At 66.8% G+C, this 26,285-nt stretch carries 25 protein-coding genes; 17 read left to right on the top strand and 8 right to left on the bottom strand.

The window, feature by feature from the left end; genetic code table 11:
* The first annotated feature begins 6 nt into the window (after nt 1–6).
* Nucleotides 7–1,434: an MmgE/PrpD family protein gene (locus AC3WON_RS19635; protein ID WP_492352524.1), complete on the top strand. Its 1,428-nt coding sequence runs from the start codon at nt 7–9 to the stop codon at nt 1,432–1,434.
* Between the two features lie 540 nt (nt 1,435–1,974).
* Complete coding sequence (locus tag AC3WON_RS19630) at nt 1,975–2,418, top strand: YybH family protein (protein WP_492318974.1); 444 nt, start codon at nt 1,975–1,977, stop codon at nt 2,416–2,418.
* A 170-nt stretch (nt 2,419–2,588) separates the two neighbouring features.
* Here AC3WON_RS19630 and AC3WON_RS19625 read toward each other — a convergent pair whose 3' ends face one another.
* Nucleotides 2,589–3,143 carry a single-stranded DNA-binding protein gene (locus AC3WON_RS19625; RefSeq protein ID WP_492318973.1) on the bottom strand — a complete coding sequence of 185 codons (555 nt, stop codon included), beginning with the start codon at nt 3,141–3,143 and terminating at the stop codon, nt 2,589–2,591.
* Nucleotides 3,144–3,326: 183 nt separating this feature from the next.
* Entirely contained in the window at nt 3,327–4,577 is a 1,251-nt protein-coding gene (locus AC3WON_RS19620) for an MFS transporter (protein ID WP_492318972.1), read from the bottom strand.
* A 366-nt stretch (nt 4,578–4,943) separates the two neighbouring features.
* On the opposite strand from AC3WON_RS19620, the gene uvrA reads away from it, so the two are divergent.
* Nucleotides 4,944–7,808 (top strand): excinuclease ABC subunit UvrA, encoded by a 2,865-nt coding sequence (uvrA, locus tag AC3WON_RS19615; RefSeq protein WP_492318971.1) that lies wholly within the window; start codon nt 4,944–4,946, stop codon nt 7,806–7,808.
* A gap of 4 nt (nt 7,809–7,812) precedes the next feature.
* On the opposite strand, the gene AC3WON_RS19610 is transcribed toward uvrA, so the two are convergent.
* The gene (locus AC3WON_RS19610; protein WP_492318970.1) at nt 7,813–8,406 is read right to left on the bottom strand and encodes a histidine phosphatase family protein; all 594 of its coding nucleotides are present in this window, start codon (nt 8,404–8,406) and stop codon (nt 7,813–7,815) included.
* Nucleotides 8,407–8,547: 141 nt separating this feature from the next.
* Between AC3WON_RS19610 and AC3WON_RS19605 the strand changes: the two genes are divergently transcribed.
* Nucleotides 8,548–9,033 carry an adenosine-specific kinase gene (locus tag AC3WON_RS19605; protein WP_010814398.1) on the top strand — a complete coding sequence of 162 codons (486 nt, stop codon included), beginning with the start codon at nt 8,548–8,550 and terminating at the stop codon, nt 9,031–9,033.
* A 9-nt stretch (nt 9,034–9,042) separates the two neighbouring features.
* On the opposite strand, the gene AC3WON_RS19600 is transcribed toward AC3WON_RS19605, so the two are convergent.
* The 3 genes from AC3WON_RS19600 to AC3WON_RS19590 all read right to left on the bottom strand — a co-directional run bounded on the left by AC3WON_RS19600 (nt 9,043) and on the right by AC3WON_RS19590 (nt 12,152).
* A complete protein-coding gene (locus tag AC3WON_RS19600; protein WP_492318969.1) occupies nt 9,043–10,722 on the bottom strand; it encodes a Na/Pi cotransporter family protein in 1,680 nt (559 codons plus the stop codon).
* A 202-nt stretch (nt 10,723–10,924) separates the two neighbouring features.
* A complete protein-coding gene (locus AC3WON_RS19595) occupies nt 10,925–11,536 on the bottom strand; it encodes a LysE family translocator (protein ID WP_492352523.1) in 612 nt (203 codons plus the stop codon).
* Nucleotides 11,537–11,579: 43 nt separating this feature from the next.
* Nucleotides 11,580–12,152, bottom strand: coding sequence for an adenine phosphoribosyltransferase (locus AC3WON_RS19590; protein WP_010814395.1), 573 nt, complete (start codon nt 12,150–12,152; stop codon nt 11,580–11,582).
* Between the two features lie 216 nt (nt 12,153–12,368).
* On the opposite strand from AC3WON_RS19590, the gene AC3WON_RS19585 reads away from it, so the two are divergent.
* Nucleotides 12,369–12,947, top strand: coding sequence for a DJ-1/PfpI family protein (locus AC3WON_RS19585; protein WP_010814394.1), 579 nt, complete (start codon nt 12,369–12,371; stop codon nt 12,945–12,947).
* A gap of 101 nt (nt 12,948–13,048) precedes the next feature.
* Nucleotides 13,049–13,423, top strand: coding sequence for a ribbon-helix-helix domain-containing protein (locus AC3WON_RS19580; protein WP_492318967.1), 375 nt, complete (start codon nt 13,049–13,051; stop codon nt 13,421–13,423).
* A gap of 18 nt (nt 13,424–13,441) precedes the next feature.
* Here the strand turns inward: AC3WON_RS19580 and AC3WON_RS19575 are convergent, their stop codons facing one another.
* On the bottom strand, nt 13,442–15,421 hold the full coding sequence (locus AC3WON_RS19575; protein WP_492318966.1) for a monovalent cation:proton antiporter family protein: 1,980 nt from the start codon (nt 15,419–15,421) through the stop codon (nt 13,442–13,444).
* 141 nt (nt 15,422–15,562) lie between these two features.
* Between AC3WON_RS19575 and AC3WON_RS19570 the strand changes: the two genes are divergently transcribed.
* The 11 genes from AC3WON_RS19570 to AC3WON_RS19520 all read left to right on the top strand — a co-directional run bounded on the left by AC3WON_RS19570 (nt 15,563) and on the right by AC3WON_RS19520 (nt 25,085).
* A complete protein-coding gene (locus AC3WON_RS19570; RefSeq protein WP_010814391.1) occupies nt 15,563–16,546 on the top strand; it encodes a KpsF/GutQ family sugar-phosphate isomerase in 984 nt (327 codons plus the stop codon).
* A gap of 42 nt (nt 16,547–16,588) precedes the next feature.
* The gene (gene lptC, locus AC3WON_RS19565) at nt 16,589–17,218 is read left to right on the top strand and encodes an LPS export ABC transporter periplasmic protein LptC (protein WP_492352522.1); all 630 of its coding nucleotides are present in this window, start codon (nt 16,589–16,591) and stop codon (nt 17,216–17,218) included.
* Between the two features lie 67 nt (nt 17,219–17,285).
* Nucleotides 17,286–17,936 (top strand): lipopolysaccharide transport periplasmic protein LptA, encoded by a 651-nt coding sequence (gene lptA / locus AC3WON_RS19560; protein WP_492318964.1) that lies wholly within the window; start codon nt 17,286–17,288, stop codon nt 17,934–17,936.
* 68 nt (nt 17,937–18,004) lie between these two features.
* Nucleotides 18,005–18,805 (top strand): LPS export ABC transporter ATP-binding protein, encoded by an 801-nt coding sequence (gene lptB, locus AC3WON_RS19555; RefSeq protein ID WP_492318963.1) that lies wholly within the window; start codon nt 18,005–18,007, stop codon nt 18,803–18,805.
* A gap of 134 nt (nt 18,806–18,939) precedes the next feature.
* Entirely contained in the window at nt 18,940–20,421 is a 1,482-nt protein-coding gene (locus tag AC3WON_RS19550) for an RNA polymerase factor sigma-54 (protein ID WP_439671233.1), read from the top strand.
* 48 nt (nt 20,422–20,469) lie between these two features.
* Entirely contained in the window at nt 20,470–20,820 is a 351-nt protein-coding gene (gene hpf / locus AC3WON_RS19545) for a ribosome hibernation-promoting factor, HPF/YfiA family (protein WP_010814386.1), read from the top strand.
* Between the two features lie 456 nt (nt 20,821–21,276).
* Entirely contained in the window at nt 21,277–21,732 is a 456-nt protein-coding gene (gene ptsN / locus AC3WON_RS19540; RefSeq protein ID WP_010814385.1) for a PTS IIA-like nitrogen regulatory protein PtsN, read from the top strand.
* A gap of 81 nt (nt 21,733–21,813) precedes the next feature.
* Nucleotides 21,814–22,785, top strand: coding sequence for an HPr(Ser) kinase/phosphatase (gene hprK, locus AC3WON_RS19535; RefSeq protein ID WP_010814384.1), 972 nt, complete (start codon nt 21,814–21,816; stop codon nt 22,783–22,785).
* A 162-nt stretch (nt 22,786–22,947) separates the two neighbouring features.
* Entirely contained in the window at nt 22,948–23,340 is a 393-nt protein-coding gene (locus AC3WON_RS19530; RefSeq protein ID WP_492318961.1) for a PsiF family protein, read from the top strand.
* Nucleotides 23,341–23,458: 118 nt separating this feature from the next.
* Nucleotides 23,459–24,343 (top strand): RNase adapter RapZ, encoded by an 885-nt coding sequence (gene rapZ, locus AC3WON_RS19525; protein ID WP_010814382.1) that lies wholly within the window; start codon nt 23,459–23,461, stop codon nt 24,341–24,343.
* Between the two features lie 82 nt (nt 24,344–24,425).
* A complete protein-coding gene (locus AC3WON_RS19520) occupies nt 24,426–25,085 on the top strand; it encodes an LON peptidase substrate-binding domain-containing protein (protein ID WP_492318960.1) in 660 nt (219 codons plus the stop codon).
* A gap of 31 nt (nt 25,086–25,116) precedes the next feature.
* Here AC3WON_RS19520 and mutY read toward each other — a convergent pair.
* A partial coding sequence (gene mutY / locus AC3WON_RS19515; protein ID WP_492352521.1) for an A/G-specific adenine glycosylase occupies nt 25,117–26,285 on the bottom strand: 1,169 nt, incomplete at its 5' end.

Here is a 26,285-nt window from a genome sequence, read left to right as displayed (position 1 = left end):
AATGCAATGGCAACAACCATCGTCGAGCAACTGGCCGGCTTTACACAGCAAAGCACCTACGACACGCTGCCGCCGGCGGTCGTGGACGAATGCAAGCGCATCGTCCTCGATTCGCTGGGATGCGCGCTGGCCGCCGTCGACCAGCCCAAGGGCAAGATCGGGATCGACTACGGCGCACTGATGGGCGGCGCCGCGGGCGACGCCACCATCATCGGCACCGACCAGCGGGTGTCGGTCGTCGGCGCGGCCTTTGCCAACGGCGAGCTGATCAACGCCCTCGACATGGATGCGGTGGTGCCGCCGGGCCATGTGACGCCCTATGTCCTGCCCGGCGCGCTGGCGGTCGGCGAAGCCATGGGCCGGTCCGGCCAGGACCTGATTGCCGCGCTGGCGGTCTCGCATGAGATGTCGTATCGGCTCGGCAAGGCCATGGACTACCTGCGCGACACCAAGGACGGCAAGGTCTCGCCACCGAAGATCTATGGCTACAGCAGCACCGTCTTCGGCGCGACCGCGGCCGTCGCCAAGCTGAAGGGACTGGGCGCGGAGACGACAGCGCATGCGCTGGGGATTGCAGGCAGCATCAGCCCGGTGAACTCGCAGGTCGCCTGGTTCCAGCATGCGCCCAGCTCCACCATCAAGTACCTGCTTGCCGGCGCGCTGACGCAGGCGGCGATGGCCGCCGCGCACATGGCCGAGTTCGGCCACCGTGGCGACCTCCAGATACTTGATGACCGCGAATATGGTTTCCCGCGCTTTATCGGCACTACGCGCTGGGAACCGGACCGCATCCTCGCGGCACTCGGCACCGACTGGCAGTTCCCCACCGAACAGGCCTACAAGCCCTACCCGCACTGCCGCATCCTGCATGCGCTGCTGGACAGCCTCAACGAGATCGTCGACCAGAACGAACTGCGGCCGGACGAGATCGATGGCATCAAGGTCTGGGTCGAGGGATTTGTCGAGCAGCCGGTTTGGCTCAACCGTGAGATCCGGCATGTGCACGACGCACAGTTCAGCATCGCACACGGCATCGCACTGGGTGCGCATCGTGTGCCGCCGGGCAAGGCCTGGCAGGAGCCCGAACTGGTGTTCGGCGAATCCGTGATGCGTCTGATGGATAAGGTCGAACACGCGGTACACCCCGACTATGTGGCCCTTCTGACCGGCCACGCAGCCAGCCGGCCGGCGAAGATCGAGGTGTCGGCGCGCGGCCAGACCTTTGTCGGCGAGCGGCGCTATCCGAAGGGAAGTCCGTCCCCCGACCCGGCCAGCCATATGAGCACGGAAGAGTTGGTGCAGAAGTTCCGCGACAACGCGCGGGACGCCATCCCCGAGGCCAAGATCGATCGCGTCATCGATGCGGTGCGGGACCTGGAGAACGTGGGGAACATTGCGTCGATCCTGGCGGACATGCGACCCGGCGAACGCTAAGACCCGGCATCACCTGGCAGCGGACGTCATGCGCAGCATGGGGGAAAGGCCTTTGGTCGAACGTGGCGCCAATGGCGCAAAAAAGGAAGCCCCGCGGCAAGCCGGTCGGGGCATAAGCTCGCTCGGACGCGAGCATGGAGACAACAGATGCCGTTTCCGGCACGCACACATTCACTATGCCGCAGCTGCGGCAGATGACCAATGGTTTTGCGCCAACTCTCCCGTACTTTGAAACATCTCGGCAAGCACCGCCGTCAAACCGGCGCGCCCGTTATCCTGACAAACGTTAGGTAAATTTCATGAGCCCGATGCAGTAAGTTCATGTGAATAACTCCTGACTTGCTGCCTTCCTCATGCCTACCCGCCTTACTGGAGCCGGTCGCATCCAGACTGCGGGTGCGGGCGCCGGTGCTGCGGCGTTCCAAGGTACGGAACGCCCCGCCTTTTCGGTTGAGCTGGCGACCGTCATCGTCGTAGCATTGCTGCAAAGCCCACAAGGAAGGCATGTATGGGAACGCCCGGGGAGCGCCAGGCAATGACATGGCAATCATGACCGAACACCAAGCCACATGCGAGAACGCCTCGCGAGCGCAGGCCGCCCTGCAAGACGTCGAGCGCCGCTGGAACGCCGCCGCGCTGACATGGAATTCCGACGCGCTGACCGCGCTGTACGCGCCCGAAGCCTTGTTCTTCGGGGGCCGCCCTGGCCACGCCGTGGGCCAAGCGGCAATCCAGGGATACTTCGCCTCGTACGCCGGGACGTTGCGCTCGGCATCGATGTCCCTGGTCGATCAAACGCTGGTCGAGCTTGGCGCGGACACGCTGCTGGCGCAGGGGCACGCCAACTTCCACTTTGTGCTCGCCGACGGGCGCGAAACCGCCTCGGCACTACGGACGACGTGGGTACTGACAAGGCGGCTGGGGGCGTGGCAGATTCTGCAGCACCACTTCTCCGCTACACCAGAAGGGCCCCCTATCCAATAGCCGGCGTTCCCTCATCGAGAAGACCCGATGATCGACGCATGCCAGCTTTTTGCGGCGCTTACCCGCATACGAGAGCATGCAAATACCCCGTGAACGCCAACAGAAAACAAAAAAGCCCGCAATTAAGCGGGCTCCAAGGTGAAACTTTACAAAAGGTCGTAAGGTAGGACCTAGAACGGGATATCGTCGTCCATATCCTCGAAACCATTCGAGGCCGGCTGCTGCGGCCGGCGCGCAGCGCCACCGCCCTGGCCGCCACCCTGGCCGCCCGCCTGACCACCGCGGCCACCGCCGTAGCCGCCGCCCGACGCTTCGCGGCTGTAGCCACCGCCGCCACCTGCGCCGCCACCACCGTAGCCGCCTTCGTCACCGCCACCGCCGCCGCCACCCTGGCGCGAGCCGAGCATCTGCATCTGGTCGGCAACGATTTCAGTGGAGTACTTGTCCTGGCCCGACTGGTCCTGCCACTTGCGGGTGCGGATGCGGCCTTCGATATAGACCGACGATCCCTTGCGCAGGTACTGGCCGGCGATTTCGGCGATCTTGCCGAAGAACGAGACGCGGTGCCATTCGGTGGCCTCCTTCATCTCGCCGCTCTGCTTGTCCTTGTAGCGATCGGTGGTCGCCAGGCGGATATTGGTCACGGCGTCGCCGCTGGGCAGGTAGCGGGTTTCCGGGTCTGCGCCGAGGTTGCCGACGAGAATGACTTTGTTGACCGATGCCATGTGAATGTTCTCCAAAAGCCACGCGCTGTGTTGAAAAGCGTGGCAATACGATGACGGTAAAGCGGATGTAGTGTGACGCGATACTGCGGTGACGTAAACGAACATCGCGCCCCCGGCCAGACGTCGGGTGGCGCGATCATGCTAGGCCTTTTCCAGGCCGGATTCTTTACGATGTGATGCGGATCAGGCCGGCGTTGCCGGTGCAGCTTCCTGCCCGCGCGCCGGCGGCGCCTTCATGCTCCAGGCGATTATAAGCCAGAGCAACAGCACCACCGCGCAACCGACGAACACGGCGCTGCGCCCCTCGTGCTTGAGCAGCCAGCCACCGGCCGCGCCGCCCAGGAACAGGCCCAGCGCCTGCGTGGTGTTGTAGACGCCCAGCGCCGCCCCGCGCGCGGCCGCGGCGTAGCGCGACACCAGCGAAGGCTGCATCGCCTCCAGCACGTTGAACGCGACAAAGAAGAGCAGCAGCACGCCGACGATGGCCCACAGCCCGTGCACGGCGGCAAACAGCAGCTGCACCGCGGTCATCAGCGCGACCGCGCCCAGCAGCACCGGGCGCACGCGGCCGTAGCGCTCGGCCGCCATCATCGGGCCCAGCATCAGCACGAAGGACACCAGCACCACCGGCAGGTAGACCTTCCAGTGCTGGTCCAGCGGCATGCCGGCATCGGCCAGCATGGCGGGCACCACCATGAACATGGCCACCTGGGAAGCGTGCAGCGCCAGCACGCCGACGTTCAGGCGCGCCAGGTCGGGGTTGAGCAGCACCTTGCGGAACGGCAGGCGCACCGGATGCGGCGGCGGCGGGGTCGGCACCAGGAACAGCGTCACGCCGATGGCCACCAGCCCCAGCACCGACATCAGCCCGAAGATGCCGGACATGCCGATGCTGTGCAGCAGCGGCGAGGCGATCACCAGCGACAACGCGAAGGTCAGGCCGATGCTGCCGCCCACCATCGCCATCGCCTTGGTGCGATGGCGTTCGCGCGTCAGGTCGGCGATGCAGGCGGTGATGGCCGCGGAGATCGCGCCCGTGCCCTGCAGCGCGCGGCCGGCGATGATGCCGCTGAGCGTGTCGGAGAAGGCGGCCACCAGCCCGCCGGCGATGAACAGCAGCAGCCCGGCCACCATCACCGGCTTGCGCCCGATGCGGTCGGACAGCCAGCCCAGCGGGATGTGCAGGAATGCCTGCATCAGGCCATAGATGCCCATGGCCAGGCCCACGCGCTGGGCGTCGTGCCCGTCGGGCAGGCTGTGCGCGTATTCGGCAAAGACGGGCAGGATCAGGAACAGGCCCAGCATGCGCAGCGCGAAGATGCTGGCCAGCGACACGGCGGCGCGCAGCTCGACGCGGGTCATGCGTTCGCGGGCGGGGGCCTGGGATGCGTCAGCGGCACCCGCACCCGGGGAAGAAGACTGGATCGACGGCATTGCGATCGTGGGATCGTGGAATCTGTCAGGCTGGCTGCCGTTGCATCGCAACGGCAGTTTCGATCGGGATCGCGGGGGGAAGTTGCCGCCCGGAACCCGGGGCCGGCGGCGGCTTCGCCGGGCGCCTGCATGGCGCGGGCCACCCCGGAAACCGAAGTTGGGTATATTAACAGGTTTGCTCCTTCGCGCTTCCCGGGTCACCTGGCCATGCCAGTTGGCCCCCGGGCGTGTGCCCGGGCGCGCATTCCGGCCGTCGCCAGCGGTCGGAAGTGCCAAATACGGTACTTGTTTCTGGGTTTTGCGATTCCTTCAGACAGCCTTGCCAACCCCGGCAGGGCGGCCTGTCTGGCGACGACTTTTCGGCATATGGAAGAAATCAAGATCCGTGGGGCGCGTACCCACAACCTGAAGAACATCAATCTCGACCTGCCGCGCAACCGGCTGATCGTGATCACCGGCCTGTCGGGCTCGGGCAAGTCCTCGCTTGCCTTCGACACGCTCTATGCCGAGGGCCAGCGCCGCTACGTGGAGTCGCTGTCCGCCTATGCCCGCCAGTTCCTGCAGCTGATGGAGAAGCCGGACGTGGACCTGATCGAAGGCCTGTCGCCGGCGATCTCGATCGAGCAGAAGGCCACCAGCCACAACCCGCGTTCCACGGTCGGCACCGTCACCGAGATCCACGACTACCTGCGCCTGCTGTACGCCCGCGCCGGCACGCCCTACTGCCCCGACCACAACCTGCCGCTGCAGGCGCAGAGCGTGTCGCAGATGGTGGACGCCGCGCTGGCCCTGCCGGAAGACACCAAGCTGATGATCCTGGCGCCGGTGGTGGCCGACCGCAAGGGCGAGCACTCGGACCTGTTCGACAGCATGCAGGCGCAGGGCTTCGTGCGCTTTCGCATCCGCTCGGGCGGTGGCACCGCGCACGAGGCCGAGGCCAAGGTCTATGAGGTCGATGCGCTGCCGAAACTGAAGAAGACCGAGAAGCACACCATTGAGGTGGTGGTGGACCGCGTCAAGGTGCGCGCCGACATCAAGCAGCGCCTGGCCGAGTCGTTCGAGACCGCGTTGCGCCTGGCCGATGGCCGCGCGCTTGCGCTGGAACTCGACAGCGGCAAGGAGCATATGTTCAGCTCCAAGTTTGCCTGCCCGATCTGCTCGTATTCGCTGCAGGAGCTGGAGCCGCGGCTGTTCTCGTTCAACAACCCGATGGGCGCCTGCCCTAGCTGCGACGGGCTGGGCCAGATCACCTTCTTCGATCCCAAGCGCGTGGTGGCTTTCCCCAACCTGTCGCTGGCCTCGGGCGCGATCAAGGGCTGGGACCGCCGCAACCAGTTCTACTTCCAGATGCTGCAAGGCCTGGCAGCGTACTACGACTTCGACACCGAGACCCCGTTCGAGGAGCTGCCGGAAAACGTGCAGCAGTCGGTGCTGCACGGCTCGGGCGAGCAGCAGATCCCGTTCACCTATATCAACGAACGCGGCCGCACCACCGTGCGCGAGCATGTGTTCGAAGGGATCATCCCCAACCTGGAGCGCCGCTACCGCGAGACCGATTCGGTCGCCGTGCGCGAGGAACTGGCCAAGTACCAGAACAACCAGCCCTGCCCCGCCTGCCAAGGCACCCGGCTGCGCACCGAGGCGCGCCACGTCAAGCTGGGCGAAGGCGAGCAGGCACGCGCGATCTTCGAGATCAACGGCTGGCCGCTGCGCGACGCGCTGACCTACTTCCTGACGCTGGACATGCATGGCGCCAAGCGCGAGATCGGCGACAAGATCATCAAGGAGATCTCGGCACGGCTGAACTTCCTGAACAACGTCGGGCTGGACTACCTGTCACTGGAGCGCAGCGCCGATACGCTGTCAGGCGGCGAAGCCCAGCGCATCCGGCTGGCGTCGCAGATCGGCTCGGGCCTGACCGGCGTGATGTATGTGCTGGACGAGCCCTCGATCGGCCTGCACCAGCGCGACAACGACCGCCTGATCGGCACGCTCAAGCACCTGCGCGACATCGGCAACTCGGTGCTGGTGGTCGAGCACGACGAGGACATGATCCGCGCCTGCGACTATGTGGTCGACATCGGCCCGGGCGCCGGCGTGCACGGCGGCATGATCGTGGCCGAGGGCACACCGCGGCAGATCGAGGATTCGCCGGCATCGCTGACCGGGCAGTACCTGTCCGGCCAGCGCCGCATCGAGGTGCCGAAGGAACGCGCCGCACCCGACGATGAGCGCCTGCTGCGCATCGTCAACGCCAGCGGCAACAACCTGCGCAACGTCACCGCCGAGGTGCCGGTGGGCCTGCTGACCTGCATCACCGGCGTGTCCGGCTCGGGCAAGTCGACGCTGATCAACGACACGCTCTACCATGCGGTGGCGCGCCACCTGTACGGCTCGACGCCGGAGCCGGCGCCGCACGACCGCATCGAGGGGCTCGAGCATTTCGACAAGGTCATCAACGTCGACCAGAGCCCGATTGGCCGCACGCCGCGTTCCAATCCGGCCACCTATACGGGCCTGTTCACGCCCATCCGCGAACTGTTCGCCGGTGTGCCGTCGGCCAAGGAACGCGGCTACGATCCGGGCCGCTTCTCGTTCAACGTCAAGGGCGGGCGCTGCGAGTCCTGCCAGGGCGACGGCGTGCTCAAGGTCGAGATGCATTTCCTGCCCGACGTCTATGTGCCGTGCGATGTCTGCCACGGCAAGCGCTACAACCGCGAGACGCTGGAAGTCCTGTACAAGGGCAAGAACATCTCCGAGGTGCTGGACCTGACCGTCGAGCAGGCGCACGAGTTCTTCAGCGCGGTGCCGGTGGTGCGGCGCAAGCTGCAGACGCTGCTGGACGTGGGCCTGGGCTATATCCGCCTGGGCCAGTCGGCGACCACGCTGTCGGGCGGCGAGGCGCAGCGCGTCAAGCTGTCGCTGGAGCTGTCCAAGCGCGATACGGGGCGCACGCTCTACATCCTGGACGAGCCCACCACCGGGCTGCACTTCCACGATATCGAGCTGCTGCTCAAGGTCATCCACAAGCTGCGCGACCAGGGCAATACCGTGGTCATCATCGAACACAACCTCGATGTCATCAAGACCGCGGACTGGCTGATCGACATGGGGCCGGAAGGCGGCGCCGGCGGCGGCCAGGTGATCGCGCGCGGCACGCCGGAGGATGTGGCCAGGAGCAAGGCGAGCTTTACGGGCAAGTATCTGGCACCGCTGCTCAGGCGGGCCTGAGCGTTCAGTCCAGCCCGGCGGCCGGCAGCACGCGCGTGCGCCGGGCCGCGCCGTTCGGCTGCAATTCGATTGCTGCTCCACCGCCGCTGTCGGCGCCATGGCCGGTCAATGCGGTGATCACCACCTGGTGCGTGACCAGCAGGTAAGGCCCGCCGCGCGGATCGAGCCCGTCGATAAAGCGCGAAAGCTGCGCGGTCTGCGCTTCCCGGCGCTGCGCATCCGCGCCAAAAAATGAATTGAGCAATGGCTGGACCCGCACCGGACCCAGGTCGATCAGGCGGGCGGTGTCCTGGCAGCGGCACCAGGCGCTGCTGTAGACCCGCGTCGGCCGGAAGCCCGCCGCCTTCCAGCTGCTACCGAGCCTCGCCGCCTGCTGCCGGCCGTTCGCGTCCAGGTTGCGCTGGGTCGAACAGTCGTCCAGCTTGAAGCCCGGCGGATCGCCGACCCCCGGCGCACTCGCATGCCGCAGCACGACGACGACATTGGGGCGTTTCAGCTCACTGACGGCGATTTCGCCCTGTGATGCCGGAACGACCTGGGCGGCGGCCACGCACGGCGCCATGGCAAGCCATGCGAGGAAGAGGCGAAGAAGCGGCATCGGCGTCTCCGTGACGGGCCAGTCCATCCGGTATAGCAGGTACGCGTGCCATGCGAGGATCCCTGCCCGCTTGCATTCACCACCCCGCGCCCTACCATGAACCGGATGGCGGCAAGCCGCGCCGCCATTCTGGAGCCAGCCATGGAACTGACGGTCGTACCGGTCACCAAGCCGGAAGCCACCAACTTCATCTTCGGCCATTCGCATTTCATCAAGACTGTGGAAGACCTGCACGAGGCGCTGGTCGGCACGGTGCCAGGCATCCTCTTCGGGCTGGCGTTCTGCGAGGCCTCGGGCAAGCGCCTGGTGCGCTGGTCGGGCACAGATGAAGACCTGATCGACCTGGCCTGCGAGAATGCCCGCGCCATCGGCGCCGGGCATACCTTCGTGATCTTCCTCGGCGACGGGTTCTTTCCGGTCAACGTGCTGGCCGCGGTGCGGGCAGTGCCGGAGGTGTGCCGCATCTTCTGCGCAACGGCCAACCCGACCGAGGTGATCATCGCCCAGACCGATGCCGGACGCGGCGTGGTGGGCGTGATCGATGGCGCCTCGCCGCTGGGGATCGAGACCGATGCCGATGTGGCCGAGCGCAAGGCGCTGTTGCGGAAGTTCGGCTACAAGCTCTAGCGTCGCCGCTCAGTGCTGCGCTGCCTGCACGGTCGGCACCGCCGGCAGGTCGTCTTCCTTCATCCGGCTGCGGTTGAGCACCCCAGCCTGCTCCAGCACCGGATAAGCCGTCGCACAGAACAGCGAATTCAGCCGCTTGAGCTCGCTGATCACGTCCAGGTGCAATGAGCTGGTCTCGATGCTCTCGGCGGTCTGCACCGCCACGCGCTGCAGGTGGGTGCGCGCGTACTTGCGCTCCAGCTCGCGGAAGTTCGCTTTCTCGGCCATCAGCGCCTGCGCGCTCTTGAGGTCTCCGTTGAGAAACACCGACAGGCCCAGCCGCAGGTTGGCGACCAGGCGCGCGTGCATCTCTGCGATTTCCTGCATGCCCGCCTCGGAAAACATCAGGTTGTGGGCGATCTTCTTGTCCTTGGTATCGAGCAGGATGCGCTCGATGATGTCGCCCGCGTGTTCCAGGTTGATGGTGAGCGAGATGATCTCGGTCCAGCGCTGGCCGTCGCGCTCGTCCAGCGCTTCCAGGCTGATGCGCGTCAGGTAGAGCTTGATCGCGGTGTAGAGGTCGTCCACCTCGTTGTCGATGCGGCAGGTGGCGTCGGCCAGCTTGGCGTCGTTGGTGCGCAGCACGCGCAGCATGTTGTCCAGCATCTGCTCGACGCGGTCGCCGATGCGCAGCACTTCGCGCGCGGCGTTGGCCAGCGCCAGCGTGGGCGTGGACAGCGCGGCCGTATCGAGGTGGCGCGGCGTGACCTGGCTGTCGCCGGTATTGCGCCCGGGCAGCACCTTCTCGCACAGCCGCGCCAGTGGCGCGGTGGCGCCCAGCAGCAGCACCGCCAGCGCGACGTTGAACAGCAGGTGGAAATTGACGATCAGCCGTTGCGGGTCATGGTCCAGCAGCGCCAGCAGCTCCTCGGCCTGGCCCAGCAGCGGCAGCGCCACCAGGCAGCCCAGCAGGCGCGACAGCAGGTTGCCCAGCGTCACGCGCTTGCCCGGCTGGTTATTGCCCGAGGTGGTCAGCAGCGCCGAGATGCCCGAACCCAGGTTGGCCCCCAGCACCAGCGCCAGCGCCACGTGGATCGACACCACGCCGGCCGAGGCCAGCGCGCCGCAGAACAGCACCACGGCCAGGCTGGAATAGCACAGGATGGTCAGGAAGGCGCCGACCAGCATGTCCAGCCCCGCGTCGCCGGTCAGCGAGGCGAACAAGACCTTGACGCCGGCGGCCTGCACCACCGGACGGGTGGCGATGGAGATCAGCTCCAGCGCCAGCGTGATCAGGCCCAGGCCGATCAGCACGCGGCCGACGTGGCCGGCCCTGCTGCCCTTCCAGGTCAGGTGGCAGATCACGCCGACAAAGATCAGCAGCGGCGACAGCCAGGACAGGTCCAGCGAGAACACCTGCACCATCAGCGCGGTGCCGACGTTGGCGCCGAGCATGATGGCCAGCGCCGGCGCCACGGCGATCAGGCCCTGGCCGACGAAGGAGCTGACGATGACCGCGGTGGCGTTGCTGCTCTGGACCAGCCCGGTGACGCCGAGCCCGGCAAGGAAGGCGGTGAAGCGGTTGGAGACGCTGGTCGACAGGACATGGCGCAGGTTCGCGCCGTAGACGCGCAGGATGCCGACCTTGACGATGTTGGTGCCCCAGACGAGCAGGGCAACGCCTGATAGCAGGTGAAGGAGTACGCCCATGGTGCGCCTTTGTGTGACCGGTGCCGAATACTGACTGGAGGCTCCGCCCGGTCATCGTGTCGTTGTCAAGAGGGCATTATGCGCCCGACACCTGGCACCGGCAACGGCATGGGCCCGCGATGCGGGCCGCAGGCAGCACAGGAACAACACCCTGGAAAGCCACGCCGCGCATGTGGCTGCGCAGCGTTTGGGCGGGCCGGGATCAGGGCAGCGCGACCTTGATCCCCAGCCCGACGAAGATCGCCCCGGCGGCGCGGTCCAGCCAGCGGCCGGTGGCCGGGCGGCGGCGCAGCCAGGCGCCCAGCCAGCCCGCGCACAGCCCGAACAGCGAGAACACCACCGCCGTCTGCAGCATGAAGACCACGCCCAGCAGCAGGAACTGCAGCCCCGGGTGCGCGGCATCGGCGCGCACGAACTGCGGCAGGAACACCAGGAAGAACAGCGTCACCTTGGGATTCATGATGTTGCCGAGCACGCTCTGGCGGAACACGCGCCCCAGCGGCACCGCATCGACGTCACCGCCCTGCGCCAGCCCGCCCCTGACTCGCAGCGCCTGGATGCCGATCCAGATCAGGTAGGCCGCGCCCGCATACTTGATCAGCTGGAACGCCAGCGGCGACGAGCGCAGCACCGCGGCCAGCCCCACCGCCGCAATCACGGTGTGGAACAGGCACCCGACCGAAAAGCCCAGTGCCGCGACCAGCCCCGCGCGCCGGCCCTGTGCCATGCCGCGCGCCAGCACCTGCAGGTTGTCGGGCCCCGGGGCCACAGTCACGGCAATCGAAGTCAGCAGGAACAGCAACAGGTCAGGCATGGGGTCTCCTTGCGTGGAAATCTTGCGGGCCGGTCAGCGTGGCTCAGTGACCTTCGAACTTGCACACGGTGAACAGCGGCAGCCCGCCGTCCTGCAGCAGCTTCGAGCCGCCCAGTTCGGGCAGGTCGACGATGGCGGCGCCCTCCACCACCGTCGCGCCCAGGCGCTCCAGCAGCTTGCGCCCGGCCATCATGGTGCCGCCGGTGGCGATCAGGTCGTCGACCAGCAGCACGCGGTCGCCGGACTTGCAGGCGTCGGCATGGATCTCGACAGTGGCGCTGCCGTATTCCAGCTCGTACTCCTCGGCCACGGTCTGGAACGGCAGCTTGCCCTTCTTGCGGATCGGCACGAAGCCCAGGTTCAGCTCATACGCGACGATCGCGCCCAGGATAAAGCCGCGCGCGTCGATGCCCGCCACCAGGTCGAGCTGCGCATCCATGTAGCGGTGCACAAAGACATCGATCAGCACGCGCAGCGTCTTGGGGTTCTGCAGCAGCGGGGTGATGTCGCGGAACATCACGCCCGGCATGGGCCAGTCCGGCACCGTACGGATGCGCTCGCGCAGGTAGCCGGTGACGTCGCCGAGCTCGGGGGACTGGATGATGGAGTCTGCCATAGGGGTCTGGAAACGGTAGGCGCGCAGCGTGGCGCGCCAATCAGAAAGAGGGGTCGCAGCGGGTCGCGGCAGGATGGCCGCCGGCGCGGTAACCAGTTACCACCCGCGCCATCGGGGCGGCCAGCACAATGGCCCTGCCGGCCCGCTTGGCTAGCCAGGGGCCGGGCTGCCGCGTCCGGCACCCGCCGGACACCCGTAACCATACAGGAGACCGCGATGGCAAAAAAGATTCTGATGCTGGTGGGCGACTACGCCGAAGACTACGAAACCATGGTGCCGTTCCAGGCACTGCAGATGGTCGGCCACACCGTGCATGCGGCCTGCCCGGACAAGCAGGCGGGCGACGCCTGCGCCACCGCCATCCATGACTTCGAGGGCGACCAGACCTACACCGAGAAGCGAGGCCACAACTTCACCCTCAACGCGAGCTTTGCGGAGATCGACCCCGCCGGTTACGACGCACTGGTCATCCCCGGCGGCCGCGCGCCGGAATACCTGCGCCTGAACGCGCGCGTGCTGGAGATCGTGCGCCACTTCGCCCAGGCGGACAAGCCGATCGCCGCGGTCTGCCACGGCGCCCAGCTGCTGGCCGCGGCAGGCGTGCTCGAAGGCAAGACCTGCTCCGCCTACCCGGCCTGTGCGCCCGAGGTGAAGCTGGCCGGCGGCACCTATGCCGATATTCCCGTCGACCAGGCCCATACCGATGGCAACCTCGTCACGGCCCCGGCCTGGCCCGCGCATCCGGCCTGGCTGGCGCAGTTCCTTGCCGTGCTGGGCACGCGGATCGTACATTAGAGCTTTCCGCACGCGGCGCCCCCACGCGTGAAGGCACGGCCCGCCCCATAGCGCGAGCCGTGCACATGCACGCCGGCTGCGCCGCCCGCACGGGAGCATCCATGTGTGAAATCTTTATCCGCGCCAATCCGGCGTCGTACCAAAGCCAGTCGCGCTCGCTGCGCCTGCATGGCGTGGCCACCAGCATCCGGCTGGAGAGCCTGTTCTGGGAAGTGCTGGAAGAACTGGCGCGGCGTGACGACATGACGGTCAACCAGCTGATCACGCGCCTGCACGATGAACTGACCGAACATCGGGGCAGCGAGGCGGTGGCGGGCAATTTCTCGTCCTTCCTGCGCGTGTGCTGCCTGCGCTACCTGATGCTGCAGGGCGAGGGCCGCATCCCGGCCGACGCCAGCGTGCCGATCCGCTCGCTGGACGCGCGCGCCGTGCTCGACAACCTGCCGGAATCCTGGGTCGAAGCGCGTTCCCACTGACGCATCCGGCGGCCCCGCTCAGCCGTTCAGGATGCGCGTCTCTGCCGCTTCCAGCGCCTCGGGCGGGCCGCGCAGCACCACGATGTCGCCCGGTTCCAGCACGGTCTCGGGCTCCGGGTCAAAGGCGCGGATGCCGCGCCGGCGCACCGCGGTCACTTCCACGCCGATCCGCTCCAGCCCCAGCACGCCAAGGCGCCGCCCCACCGCCGTGGATTGCGGCCCGAGCGACACGGAGTGCAGCCGCACCGAATCGCGCTCGACCATGTCCTCATCATCGTCGCGGCCGTGGAAATAGCCGCGCAGCAGGCTGTAGCGCGCGTCGCGCGCCTCCTGCACACCGCGCAGCACATGCCGCATCGGCACGCCAAGCAGCACCAGCGCGTGCGAAGCCAGCATCAGGCTGCCCTCGATGATCTCGGGCACCACCTCGGTGGCGCCGGCCTTCTGCAGCGTGTCGAGCTCTGAATCGTCCACCGTGCGCACGATCACCGGCAGCGCCGGCGCCAGTTCCTGCACGTGGTGCAGCACCTTGAGCGCCGATGGGGTGTTGGCATAGGTGACGATCAGGGCGGCGGCGCGGTGGATGCCGGCGGCGATCAGCGCCTCGCGCCGGCCCGCGTCGCCATAGACCACGGTATCGCCGGCCGCGGCGGCCTCGCGCACGCGGTCGGGGTCCAGGTCCAGCGCCACGTAGTTGATGCCCTCGCGCTCCAGCATGTGCGCCAGGTTCTGCCCGCTGCGGCCGAAGCCGCAGATGATCGCGTGCTTCTCGGTCTGCAGGCTCTGCGCGGCGATGCGGGTCATGTTCAGGGACTGCATCAGCCATTCGTTGGCGGCAAAGCGCAGCACGATGGCGTCGCTGTACTGGATCAGGAATGGTGCGGCCAGCATCGACAGCAGCATCGACGCCAGGATCACCTGGATCAGCACCGGGTCGACCAGGTTCAGGCCGTCGATCTGGTTCAGCAGCACGAAACCGAATTCGCCGGCCTGCGCCAGCCCCAGCCCGGTGCGGATCGCCACCCCCTGGCGCGAGCCGAAGACCCGCGCCAGCATCGCGATCAGCACCAGCTTGAACAGCACCGGCACCACCAGCAGCGCCAGCACCAGCCATACGTGGTCGAGCACCACGCGGATATTGAGCAGCATGCCGATGGTGACGAAGAACAGCCCCAGCAGCACGTCGCGGAACGGCTTGATGTCCTCTTCCACCTGGTGGCGGTAGGGCGTCTCGGAGATCAGCATGCCCGCCATGAAGGCGCCCAGCGCCATCGACAGGCCCAGCCGCTCGGTCAGCGCCGCCATGCCCAGCGTCACCAGCAGCAGGTTCAGCATGAACAGTTCCTGCGAGCGGCGCGCCGCCACCACGTGGAACCAGCGGCTCATCAGGCGCTGGCCCAGGAAGAAGATGACGCCCAGGGCCACCACGATCTTGACCGTGGCCAGGCCCAGCGCCACCATCAGGTCGCCGGGATCGCGCGACAGCGCCGGGATCACGATCAGCAGCGGCACCACCGCCAGATCCTGGAACAGCAGGATGCTGATGATATTGCGGCCCTGCTCGCTCTCAAGCTCCATGCGCTCGGACAGCATCTTGGAGACGATCGCGGTGGAAGACATCGCCAGCGCCCCGCCCAGCGCCACCGACGCCTGCCAGGACAGCGGGAACAGCCAGTTGAAAGCCCAGCTGGCCGGCACCACCGCCAGCATCGACAGCACCACCTGCGAGCCGCCCAGGCCGAACACCAGCCGCTTCATCGAGCGCAGCTTGGTCAGGTTGAACTCCAGCCCGATCGAGAACATCAGGAAGACCACGCCGAATTCGGCCAGGTACTTGGTCTGCGCGGTGTCGCTGGCCAGCCCCAGCGCATGGGGGCCGATCAGGATGCCGACTGCCAGGTAGCCGAGCATCGGCGGCAGCTGCAGCATGCGGAATGCGACCACGCCGAAGACGGCGGCGGCCAGCAGCACCAGGGTCAGTTCCAGCGGAGAATGCATCAGGCGGTCTGGGTGACCGGCCAGGCGCGCGGCCGACCCGGCACGGGCACCCTGCCGGCAAAATACGGCGAGCACGGCAAGCACGACGTGCGCCATGGGTCGGGCCAGGCGCCATCGCATTCGTTGGTATACTTCGTCGCCATGATAGCCAATTTCGATGCGGATCGAGCACTCAGGCTCGCCCGCGACACTCTCCAGACCGAAGCCGATGCGGTTTCCGCACTTTCCGGACGCCTGAACGGCGACTTTGCCCGTGCCGTGCTGCTGATCCTGCAATGCACCGGGCGCGTGGTCGTCTCGGGCATCGGCAAGTCCGGCCATATCGGGCGCAAGGTCGCGGCCACGCTGGCCTCTACCGGCACGCCGGCGTTCTTCGTGCACCCGGCCGAAGCCAGCCACGGCGACCTGGGCATGGTCACGCGCGACGACGTGCTGATCGCCTTCTCCAATTCTGGCGAGACCGGCGAGCTGCTGTCGATCATCCCGATCGTCAAGCGCATCGGCGCGCGGCTGATCTCGGTCACCGGCAACCCCGACTCCAACCTGGCCAAGCTGGCCGACGTCCACCTGGACGCGGCGGTCGAGAAAGAAGCCTGCCCGCTGAACCTGGCGCCGACGGCCAGCACCACCGCGGCGCTGGCGCTGGGCGATGCGCTGGCGGTGGCGGTTCTCGATGCGCGCGGCTTTGGCGAGGAAGACTTCGCCCGCTCGCACCCCGGCGGCGCGCTCGGGCGCAAGCTGCTGACCCATGTGCGCGACGTGATGCGCACCGGCAACGCCGTGCCCGAGGTGCGTGAAAACACCCCGCTGGCCCAGGCGCTGATGGAAATCACCCGCAAGGGCATGGCCATGACCGCCGTGGTGGACCCGGACGGACACGCCATCGGCGTCTTCACCGACGGCGACCTGCGCCGCCTGCTGGAAACCCCGCGCGACTGGAAGACCGTTCCCATCGGCGACGTCATGCACCGCAACCCGCACGTGGTCAACGAGAACCAGCTCGCCGTCGAAGCGGTGCAGGTGATGGAGGCCAACCGCATCAACCAGCTGCTGGTGGTGGATGACGACGGCCGCCTGACCGGCGCGCTGCATATCCACGACCTGACCCGCGCCAAGGTTATCTGAGCGGGCGCGGCCCGGCACAACCGGCACAACGCCAAGGACACCATGCAGGCACTCCTCGCCTCCCTCAGCGGCATCGTCATGCGGCTGCTGCCGCTGCTGCTGATGGCCTTCGTGGCGGGCAGCACGTTCTGGCTGGTCCAGATCAACTCCCCCAAGGAAGACCCGGCCGCGCAAAGCGCCAAGAAGCATGAGCCCGATTACTTCATGGACCGCTTCTCGGCCACCGAGTTGGCACCGGACGGCAGCACCAAGATCCGCTTCACCGGCGAGCGCATGATCCATTTCGAAGATGACCAGACCTACGAGGTGACCCGGCCCGCCATGCGCGCGTACGAGCCGGACCGCCCGCCGGTCACCGCCCGCGCCGATATGGGCCGCATGAACGCCGAGGGCTCGGTGATCGACCTGTACGGCAACGGCTTCGTCATGCGCCAGCAGGGCGTGGACGTGTCCAAGGACCCGCAGCTGACCGCCGCATCCAGTTATTTCCAGCTGCTGGTCAATGACGACATCGTCAAGACCGACAAGCCGGTCAAGCTGACGCGCGGGCCGTCGGTGATGACCGCCAACGGCCTGATCTTCAACAACGTCACGCGCGAAGTACAATTGCTCGGCAATGTACGCGGCACCATCATCACCGGGCCGACCCCGGGCCGCGCGCCGGGGTCCTGAGCCCCGGCCCGGGGGCCGCACCAACCCGCACCAACGTACCCAGACGCCCTCAAGCAACCCTGCCAACATGACTGCTTCCCTGACGACATCGTCCCGTCGACGCACCGCCCCGGCCCTGCTCGCCCTGGCCATGGCCTTCGGCCTGCTGGCCCAGCCCGCCCTGGCCGAGCGCGCGGACCGCGACAAGCCGATGGTGCTGGAGGCGGACAACGCCAGCTACGACGACGTCAAGCAGATCTATACGCTGACCGGCAACGTGGTGCTGACCAAGGGCACCATGATCCTGAAGTCCGACGCCGCCGAACTGCGCACCGATCCCGAGGGCTACCAGTTCGCGGTGGCCACCGCCAAGCCGGGCAAGCAGGCCTACATCCGGCAGAAGCGCGAAGGCGTCGACGAATACATCGACGGCTGGGGCGACCGCATCGAGTACGACGGCAAGCAGGAGTACTCCAAGCTGATCGGCAATGCCCGCATGGCGCGCCTGCAGGGCGCCAAGCAGGTCGACGAGATCCGCGGCGCGGTGCTGACCTACGACAGCCGCAAGGAGTTCTACACGGCTGCCGGCGGCGGCAGCGGCGACGCCGCGGCCGCCAATCCGTCCGGCCGCGTACGCGCGGTGCTGTCGCCGCGCCAGGACCAGAAGGCCGGCGCCACGGGCAGCAGCGGCTCGCCGCTGGACCTGAAGCCAGCGCCCGCGCCTGCCAACAAACCCTGACGCCTGGCGCCGGCTGCGTGCATCGCATGCGGCCGGCGCCGGAAACGCCTGAACGCCAGACTGTGCCAATGACCGATACCGCAACCATCGCCGACAAGCCTTCCGTCGAAGCCTCCACCGTCCTTGCCGGCGGCAGCACCCTGGTCGTGCGCCACCTGAAGAAGCGCTATGGCTCGCGCACGGTGGTCAAGGACGTCTCGCTCGACGTGAAGAGCGGCGAGGTGGTCGGCCTGCTCGGGCCCAACGGCGCGGGCAAGACCACGTCGTTCTACATGATCGTGGGCCTGGTGGCGCTGGACGAAGGCGATATCGTGCTCGACGGCGACCACATCAGCGGCCTGCCGATCCACGAGCGCGCGCGCATGGGGCTGTCGTACCTGCCGCAGGAAGCCTCGGTATTCCGCAAGCTCAACGTCGAAGAGAACATCCGCGCGGTGCTGGAGCTGCAGCTGGACAAGGGCAAGCCGCTGGCCAAGGCCGAGATCGAGCGCCGCCTCGATTCGCTGCTCGACGACCTGCAGATCGCGCACCTGCGCAACAACCCGGCGCTGTCGCTGTCGGGCGGCGAGCGCCGCCGCGTGGAAATCGCGCGCGCGCTGGCGTCGTCGCCGCGCTTCATCCTGCTGGACGAACCCTTCGCCGGCGTGGACCCGATCGCCGTGGGCGAGATCCAGCGCATCGTCAGCTTCCTCAAGGCGCGCAATATCGGCGTGCTGATCACCGACCACAACGTGCGCGAGACGCTCGGCATCTGCGACCACGCCTACATCATCAGCGAAGGCACGGTGCTGGCCGCGGGCCAGCCCGAGGAAATCATCGCCAATGACGCAGTGCGGCGCGTCTACCTGGGCGAGAACTTCCGCATGTGATGCAGCGGCCTGCCATGGAGCGGCAGGCCTATTCGCGGGCGCACGTGGGCCTGCCACAGCCAGCAGCGATCAGACCGCATAAGCGATAGCAATTTCCGTTCCAACAACGGAAAGATGCGCATAGAATAGGTCGCATGAAACCGTCGCTACAGCTCCGCCTTTCCCAGCATCTGGCCCTGACCCCGCAACTGCAGCAGTCGATCCGGCTGCTGCAGCTTTCCACGCTGGAACTGCAGCAAGAGGTCGAACAGGCGCTGACGGAAAACCCTCTGCTCGAACGTGAGAACGACTGGATCGAAAGCCCGCTGCGCGTTGCGGCCGACGGCTCGGTCAACCTGCAGAGCGCACCGGCGCCCGCGCCGGCAGAGCCGCAGGGCAATGGCGAGGCCCGCGCCGATGGCGCGGCTGACGACGACAGCTATGGCGACAGCGGCAACGGCGACGACTATGGCAGCGGCGACTGGAGCCTGGACGACTTTGCCCGCCGCCCCCAGGGCGACGAGGATGAAAAAACGCCGATGCAGCTGCGTGAAGCCGAGCCCACGCTGCGCGAGTACCTGATGGAACAGCTCACGCCGCTGAAGATCTCCGCGCGCGACAAGGGCCTGGCCATCTTCCTGATCGAATCACTCGACGATGATGGCTACCTGAGCGCATCGCTTGAGGAGATCTGCACGGAGTTGCCGGAAGAACTCGAGTTCGAGATCGAGGAAGTCCACGCCATCCTCACGCTGCTGCAGAGCTTCGACCCGCCCGGCGTGGGCGCGCGCAACGCCGCCGAGTGCCTGGCCCTGCAGTTGCGGCGCCTGACGCACCCGCAGCGCGAACTGGCCCTGAACATCGTGACCAACCACCTGGAGTTGCTCGCAGTACGCGACTACACGCGGCTGAAGAAGGCGCTGCAGGTCGATGAAGCGGCGCTGAAGTCCGCACACGAACTGATCCGCTCGCTGGCGCCCTACCCCGGCCATGCATACAGCCGCCCGGAGGCGGACTTCGTGGTGCCGGACGTGTTCGTGCGCAAGGGTGGCGGCGGCTGGATCGCGCAGCTCAATCCGGATGTGATGCCGAGGCTGCGCATCAATGACATGTATGCACAAATCCTGCGTGGCGCGAAGGGTGAGTCCGGCACCGCCGGGCTGCAGCAGAAGCTGCAGGAGGCGCGCTGGCTGATCAAGAACATCCAGCAGAGGTTCGACACAATCCTGCGTGTCTCGCAGGCCATTGTCGAGCGTCAAAAGAACTTTTTCAGCCACGGCGAAATCGCCATGCGCCCCTTGGTTTTGCGGGAGATTGCCGATACACTGGGTTTACACGAGTCAACCATCTCCCGGGTGACGACCAATAAATATATGGCAACGCCGATGGGTACTTTCGAACTGAAGTACTTCTTCGGCAGCCACGTGTCCACCGAAACCGGTGGCGCGGCTTCATCAACGGCCATCCGCGCCTTGATCAAGCAACTGATAGGAGCCGAAGACCCGAGGAATCCCCTTTCCGACAGTCGCATTGCCGAACTGCTGGGCGAACAAGGCTTCGTTGTCGCACGCCGCACCGTTGCCAAGTATCGCGAAGCCCTGAAGATCCCCGCAGTCAATCTCCGCAAGTCTTTGTAGCCGAGCCCACCGCCTGCCTGGTGAGGCTCTTTCAGAAGGAGAAGCGCTATGAACTTCAAGATCAGTGGACACCACCTGGACATCACGCCCCCTCTGCGTGAGTACGTGGAAACGAAGCTGGAGCGAATCGTCAGGCATTTCGATCAAGTCATTGGCGTTAGTGTGCTGCTCTCTGTCGACAACCATAAGGAAAAGGACCGGCGTCAGTACGCGGAAATCAATCTACATCTCAAGGGCAAGGACATCTTTGTCGAAGCGCATCACGAAGACCTGTATGCAGCGATCGACGCACTCGTCGACAAGCTGGACCGTCAGGTGATCCGCTACAAGGATCGCGTGCAAGGCCACGACCGCGAAGCGGTCAAGTACCAGATGGCCGCAGCGCAAATGCAGCAATGACCGTGCCCGGCAGCCCCGCAGCGGGCTGCTGAATCAGGATTGAACAGGCAAGCCGCGCCATGAAGCGCGGCTTTTTTGCGCCCTCGCGTTCCCGGTTGCCGCCGGCATGCCGCGCCCGCACTGGCGGCGCGGCCCGGCTGTGGCGCCGGAGCCAATGCTTTTCACCCGAATGAGCAAGGGTGTTCGCAAGCGCTGCGCCAAGGTGTATGCTGCGCCATACAAAGAGAGGGAATCCTGGCCGTGCCCCGCACCGGTGCACCGGCTCCCCGCCGCGGAGGCACGATTGCATCACCATGTATCGTTCTGCACCGGCTTGCCCCGTTGCGCTGCACAATGCGGGAGTAGTCGCTGCTCTATAATGGGCCGGACGCCTCCGGCCAGGCCAACGGCAGGCCGGAGCCAGCCCACTGCCCGGCGGGGCGGTCCGCCCGCTAACTGAAATCCTGCGCATCGCCCATGAATCGTTTGGCCAAATTGCTGCCACCCGGCAACATCACCCTCGACGTCAGCGTCACCAGCAAGAAGCGTGTGTTCGAGCAGGCCGGGCTCCTCTTCGAGAACAACCATGGTGTGGCGCGCGCCATCGTGACGGACAACCTGTTCGCGCGCGAGTCGCTTGGATCCACCGGCCTGGGCGCCGGCGTGGCAATCCCGCACGGCCGCATCAAGGGCCTGAAGCAGCCGCTGGCCGCGTTCATGCGCCTGGCCGAACCAATTCCGTTCGAATCTCCCGATGGCAAGCCGGTATCGCTGCTGATCTTCCTGCTGGTGCCCGAACAGGCTACGCAGCAGCACCTGGAAATCCTGTCCGAAATCGCGCAACTGCTTTCCGACCGCGACATGCGTGAAGGGCTGGCCACGCTGCCCACGCCCGATGCCGTCCATCAGTTGCTGATCGCATGGCATCCCTGATCCCCTGACCCCTCAAGCGGGCCGGCACCAGACCGGGCAGGCGCCGAGGCGCTTCGCAAACCGCCCCACCAGTCATACCGCATGGAACTCACCGGCGTCACCTCCCAGTCCATCTTCGACGACAACGCAGCCGACATCAAACTCTCGTGGGTGGCCGGCCTGGAAGGTGCGGACCGCGCCTTCGACGTGGAGTTCGCCCGCGAAGCCACCTCCGCCGCCGACCTGGTGGGCCACCTGAACCTGATCCACCCCAACCGCATCCAGGTGCTCGGCAAGCCCGAGATCACTTATTACCAGCGGCTCGACGACGAGACCCGCAAGCGCCAGATGGGCGAGCTGATCCTGCTGGAGCCGCCCTTCCTGGTGATCGCCGACGGCATGGAGCCGCCGCCCGACCTGGAACTGCGCTGCACGCGCTCGTCCACGCCGCTGTTCACCACGCCGGTGTCGTCGGCCGCGGTGATCGACCACCTGCGCCTGTACCTGTCGCGTATCTCCGCGCCGCGCGTGACCATGCACGGGGTATTCCTCGACATCCTGGGCATGGGCGTGCTGATCATGGGCGAATCGGGCCTGGGCAAGAGCGAACTGGGCCTGGAACTGATCTCGCGCGGCCACGGGCTGGTAGCCGACGATGCCGTAGACTTCGTGCGCCTGGGGCCGGATTTCATCGAAGGCCGCTGCCCGCCGCTGCTGCAGAACCTGCTTGAAGTACGCGGCCTGGGCCTGCTCGACATCAAGACCATCTTCGGTGAGACCGCGGTGCGCCGGAAGATGAAGATCAAGCTGGTGGTGCAGCTGGTGCGTCGCAATGACGGCGAGTTCGAGCGGCTGCCGCTCGATTCGCAATACCTCGACGTGCTGGGCCTGCCGATCCACATGGTCAAGATCCAGGTGGCGGCCGGGCGCAACCTGGCCGTGCTGGTCGAGGCCGCGGTGCGCAACACCATCCTGCGCCTGCGCGGCATCGATACGCTGCGCGACTTCATGGACCGGCAGCGCGCCGCGATGCAGGCCGATGCGGTTTCGCGCGGCCAGGGCCGCCTGCTCTGAGCGCCAGCGTTTTCATTTGCTTACAACGACGTTGACGCAGAACGTCAACGTTCTTCAGGCATGCTCCGTTTTGTGCTGTAATGGGCATCGCGCCCGTTACGGAAGCTGCAACGCCGGCAATGGCGCGCGGCCATGAAGTTTTCCACACCCAGGAGAGCAAGCATGAAGAAACTGATCGCGATGTGCGCGCTGGTCACCCCGATGATCGCCGCCAGCGCATTTGCGCAGACCACTGCCACGCCGGCAACCCCCGCCACGCCAGCCAAGCCAGCGGCCACCGCCCCGGCAACACCAGCCATGCCTGCCACGCCTGCCACCCCGGCTAACCCGGACAAGCCCGCAGCCAATTCCCAGCAGGACAAGATGAAGGCCTGCAATACGCAAGCCGCCGGCAAGAAGGGCGACGAACGCAAGGCGTTCATGAAGGAATGCCTGTCCAAGGGCGCATCCAAGACCCAGCAGGAGAAAATGGCCTCCTGCAGCAAGTCGGGCAAGGGCAAGAAGGGCGACGAATACAAGGCCTACATGAAGGAATGCCTGTCCAAGGCAGCCTGAGCCGCAACCAGCTCAGCAAGCTGACGCCAAAAGCATGGCGAACCGCGAGGTTCGCCATGCTTGCTTTTGCGCGTGGTGTCATGACGCCTTCATCACGTGATGCTATGCTTCAGGTGCTATGCGCATCATCCTCATCACCGGCATATCCGGTTCCGGCAAGTCCGTCGCACTGAACGTGCTCGAAGACGCAGGCTACTACTGCGTGGACAACCTGCCGGCTCAGTTCATCCCGGAACTGACCCGCTATCTCGACAGCCAGGGCTATACGCACCTGGGCGTCGCCACTGACATCCGCAGCCGCGAGTCGCTCGACCAGTTGCCCGACACCGTGCGCGCGCTGGCCGCGGAGCACCAGGTCGAGGTGGTGTTCCTGACCGCCAGCACCGATGCACTGGTGCAGCGCTACTCCGAGACGCGCCGCCGCCACCCGCTCTCGGTCCGTACCGACGGCGTGCCGGGCCCGGGCGGTGAACCCGCCTTCAACGACACCGCGCTGATGGAAGCGATCGAGATGGAGCGCGCGCTGCTGAGCCCGCTGGCCGAGGCCGCGCACCGCATCGACACCAGCAATGTGCGCACCAATACGCTGCGCAGCTGGATCAAGGAGCTGATCCGCGACGACAGCCAGCGGCTGACGCTGCTGTTCGAGTCGTTCGGCTTCAAGCACGGCGTGCCCAGCGATGCGGACATGGTGTTCGACGTGCGCTCGCTGCCCAACCCCTATTACGACCTGGCCTTGCGCCCGCTGACGGGGCGCGACACGCCGGTGATCGACTTCCTGCAGGCCCAGCCGATGGTGCTGGCAATGGCCGAGGATATCCGCGCCTACGTGGAAAAGTGGCTGCCAAGCTTCATTGCCGACAACCGCAGCTACCTGACCGTCGCGATCGGCTGCACCGGCGGCCAGCATCGCTCGGTCTATATTGCGGAAAGGCTTGCCAACTACTTCCGGGCGCATGGTAATGTGCTGGTAAGACACCGAGAGCTCGCACCGGCGGGCTGACGCAGGCGGGACTGCCAACTGGCATCTGCGCGCCGCGTTGGCCGGCTGGCCCATTGCTGCGCGATACCCAAGCTGGCACTGCATGTCCTCGACCGACCTCTACCGTCCCACGGGATCAGAAGATCCGCCGCGGACGCTCGACAACCTGCCGCTGTTCCCGTTGCACACCGTGCTGTTTCCCGGTGGACGGCTGCCATTGCGCGTGTTCGAGGCGCGCTATGTCGACATGGTGCGCAACTGCCTGCGCGACAACACGCCCTTTGGCGTTTGCCTGATCGAAAGCGGCGAGGAAGTGGCCCGGCCGGACCAGCCCACCGTGCCGGAACCGGTCGGCTGCCTGGCGGAGATCGTCGACTGCAACATGGAACAGCTGGGCGTGCTCTTGATCCGCGCGCGCGGCCGCGAGCGCTTCCATATCGTCAGCCACGACACCCGCGACGACGGCCTGCTGGTCGCCCGCGCCGAGGTGCTTCCTCCCGACATCATCGACTGCAAGCTGGAGCTGCTGGGCGAATGCCTGGATGCGCTGCGGCGCATTGTCACGCGGCTGCATGCCGAGCAACCCGACCGGCTGCCGTTCGACGAGCCCTACCTGTGGGACGACCCGAGCTGGGTCGCCAACCGGCTGTGCGAGTTGCTGCCGGTGCCGCTCAAGGCCAAGCAGATGCTGATGGCGCTGCCCGATGCCGGCATGCGCATCGAGATCGTGCACCGCTACATGCGCCAGAACCACATGCTCTAGGCGCGGATCCCGCAGATGCGCCTGCCAGGCTTCAGAACAGCCCGCCGCGCGCCTGGTCCTCCAGCAGCCTGCGTACCGGCGCGGGCGTCCCCACCGCATCGAGATCGTCAAGCGAGATCCAGCGCTGCGCGGCTTCCGCGGCGCCGCCCTGCGCCATCAGGCTTGCGCCGTCCGCGCTCACATCGACCCGGATGGCACGGATCAGCAGGCGGAAGTGCGTGAACACGTGGGTCAGCTCGCCGGTCAGCGCGGCGCGCGCGGGCTTGCCGAAGGCGCGGGCATAGTCGAGCGCCGCCGCCTCGGCGGCTTCCGCGTCGAAGGGCACGCTGTCGACCGGCATCTCCGGCAGGCTCCACAAGCCGCCCCAGATGCCGCTGCCCGGGCGCAGGCGCAGCAGCACTTCGCGCTGGCGCCGCACCAGCAGCATTACCGTGCTGCGCTCGGGGATGGCCGCGCGCGGCTTGGGCGTGGGCAGCACGCCGGTGAGCCCGTCGCGGCGCGCCACGCAGTCGGCCGACAGCGGGCACGCACCGGCATCGGCCAGGCAGGCCGGCTTGCCGCGCGAGCACACCGTGGCGCCCAGGTCCATCAGCCCTTGCGTATAGGCGATCATGTCCTCGGCCTGGCGCGGGCCTGCGGCCGGCAAGGCCAGCTCGGCCAGCTGCCACATGCGCGTTTCCACCACGCGCTCGCCCGGATGGCCGTGGATGCCGAAGCAGCGCGCGAACACGCGCTTGACGTTGCCATCCAGGATAGGAGAACGCACGCCGGCGCTGAACGCGGCGATCGCCGCGGCGGTGGAGCGGCCGATGCCGGGCAATGTGGCCAGCACCGCGGGATCGGTCGGGAAACGGCCACCATGCTCGCTCACCACCTGCATGGCGCAGCGGTGCAGGTTGCGTGCGCGCGAGTAATAGCCCAGCCCCGCCCACAGCGCCATGACCTGGTCGGCAGGCGCCGCCGCCAGCGCCTGCACCGTGGGCAGCTGCGAGACAAAGCGCTGGAAGTAGTCGATCACCGCGCTCACCTGGGTCTGCTGCAGCATGATCTCCGACAGCCAGATGCGGTACGGGTCGCGCGTGTTCTGCCACGGCAGGTCGTGCCGGCCATGCTGGCGCTGCCAGTCGACCACGCTGGCGCCGAAGTCGGGCGGCACGCAGATATCGTCGGGGATGGCGGGAACGGCGCGGGGGGCTGGTT

The organism is Cupriavidus sp. FW305-46 (assembly GCF_058787075.1).
This window is presented reverse-complemented; position numbering and strand designations above follow the sequence as displayed.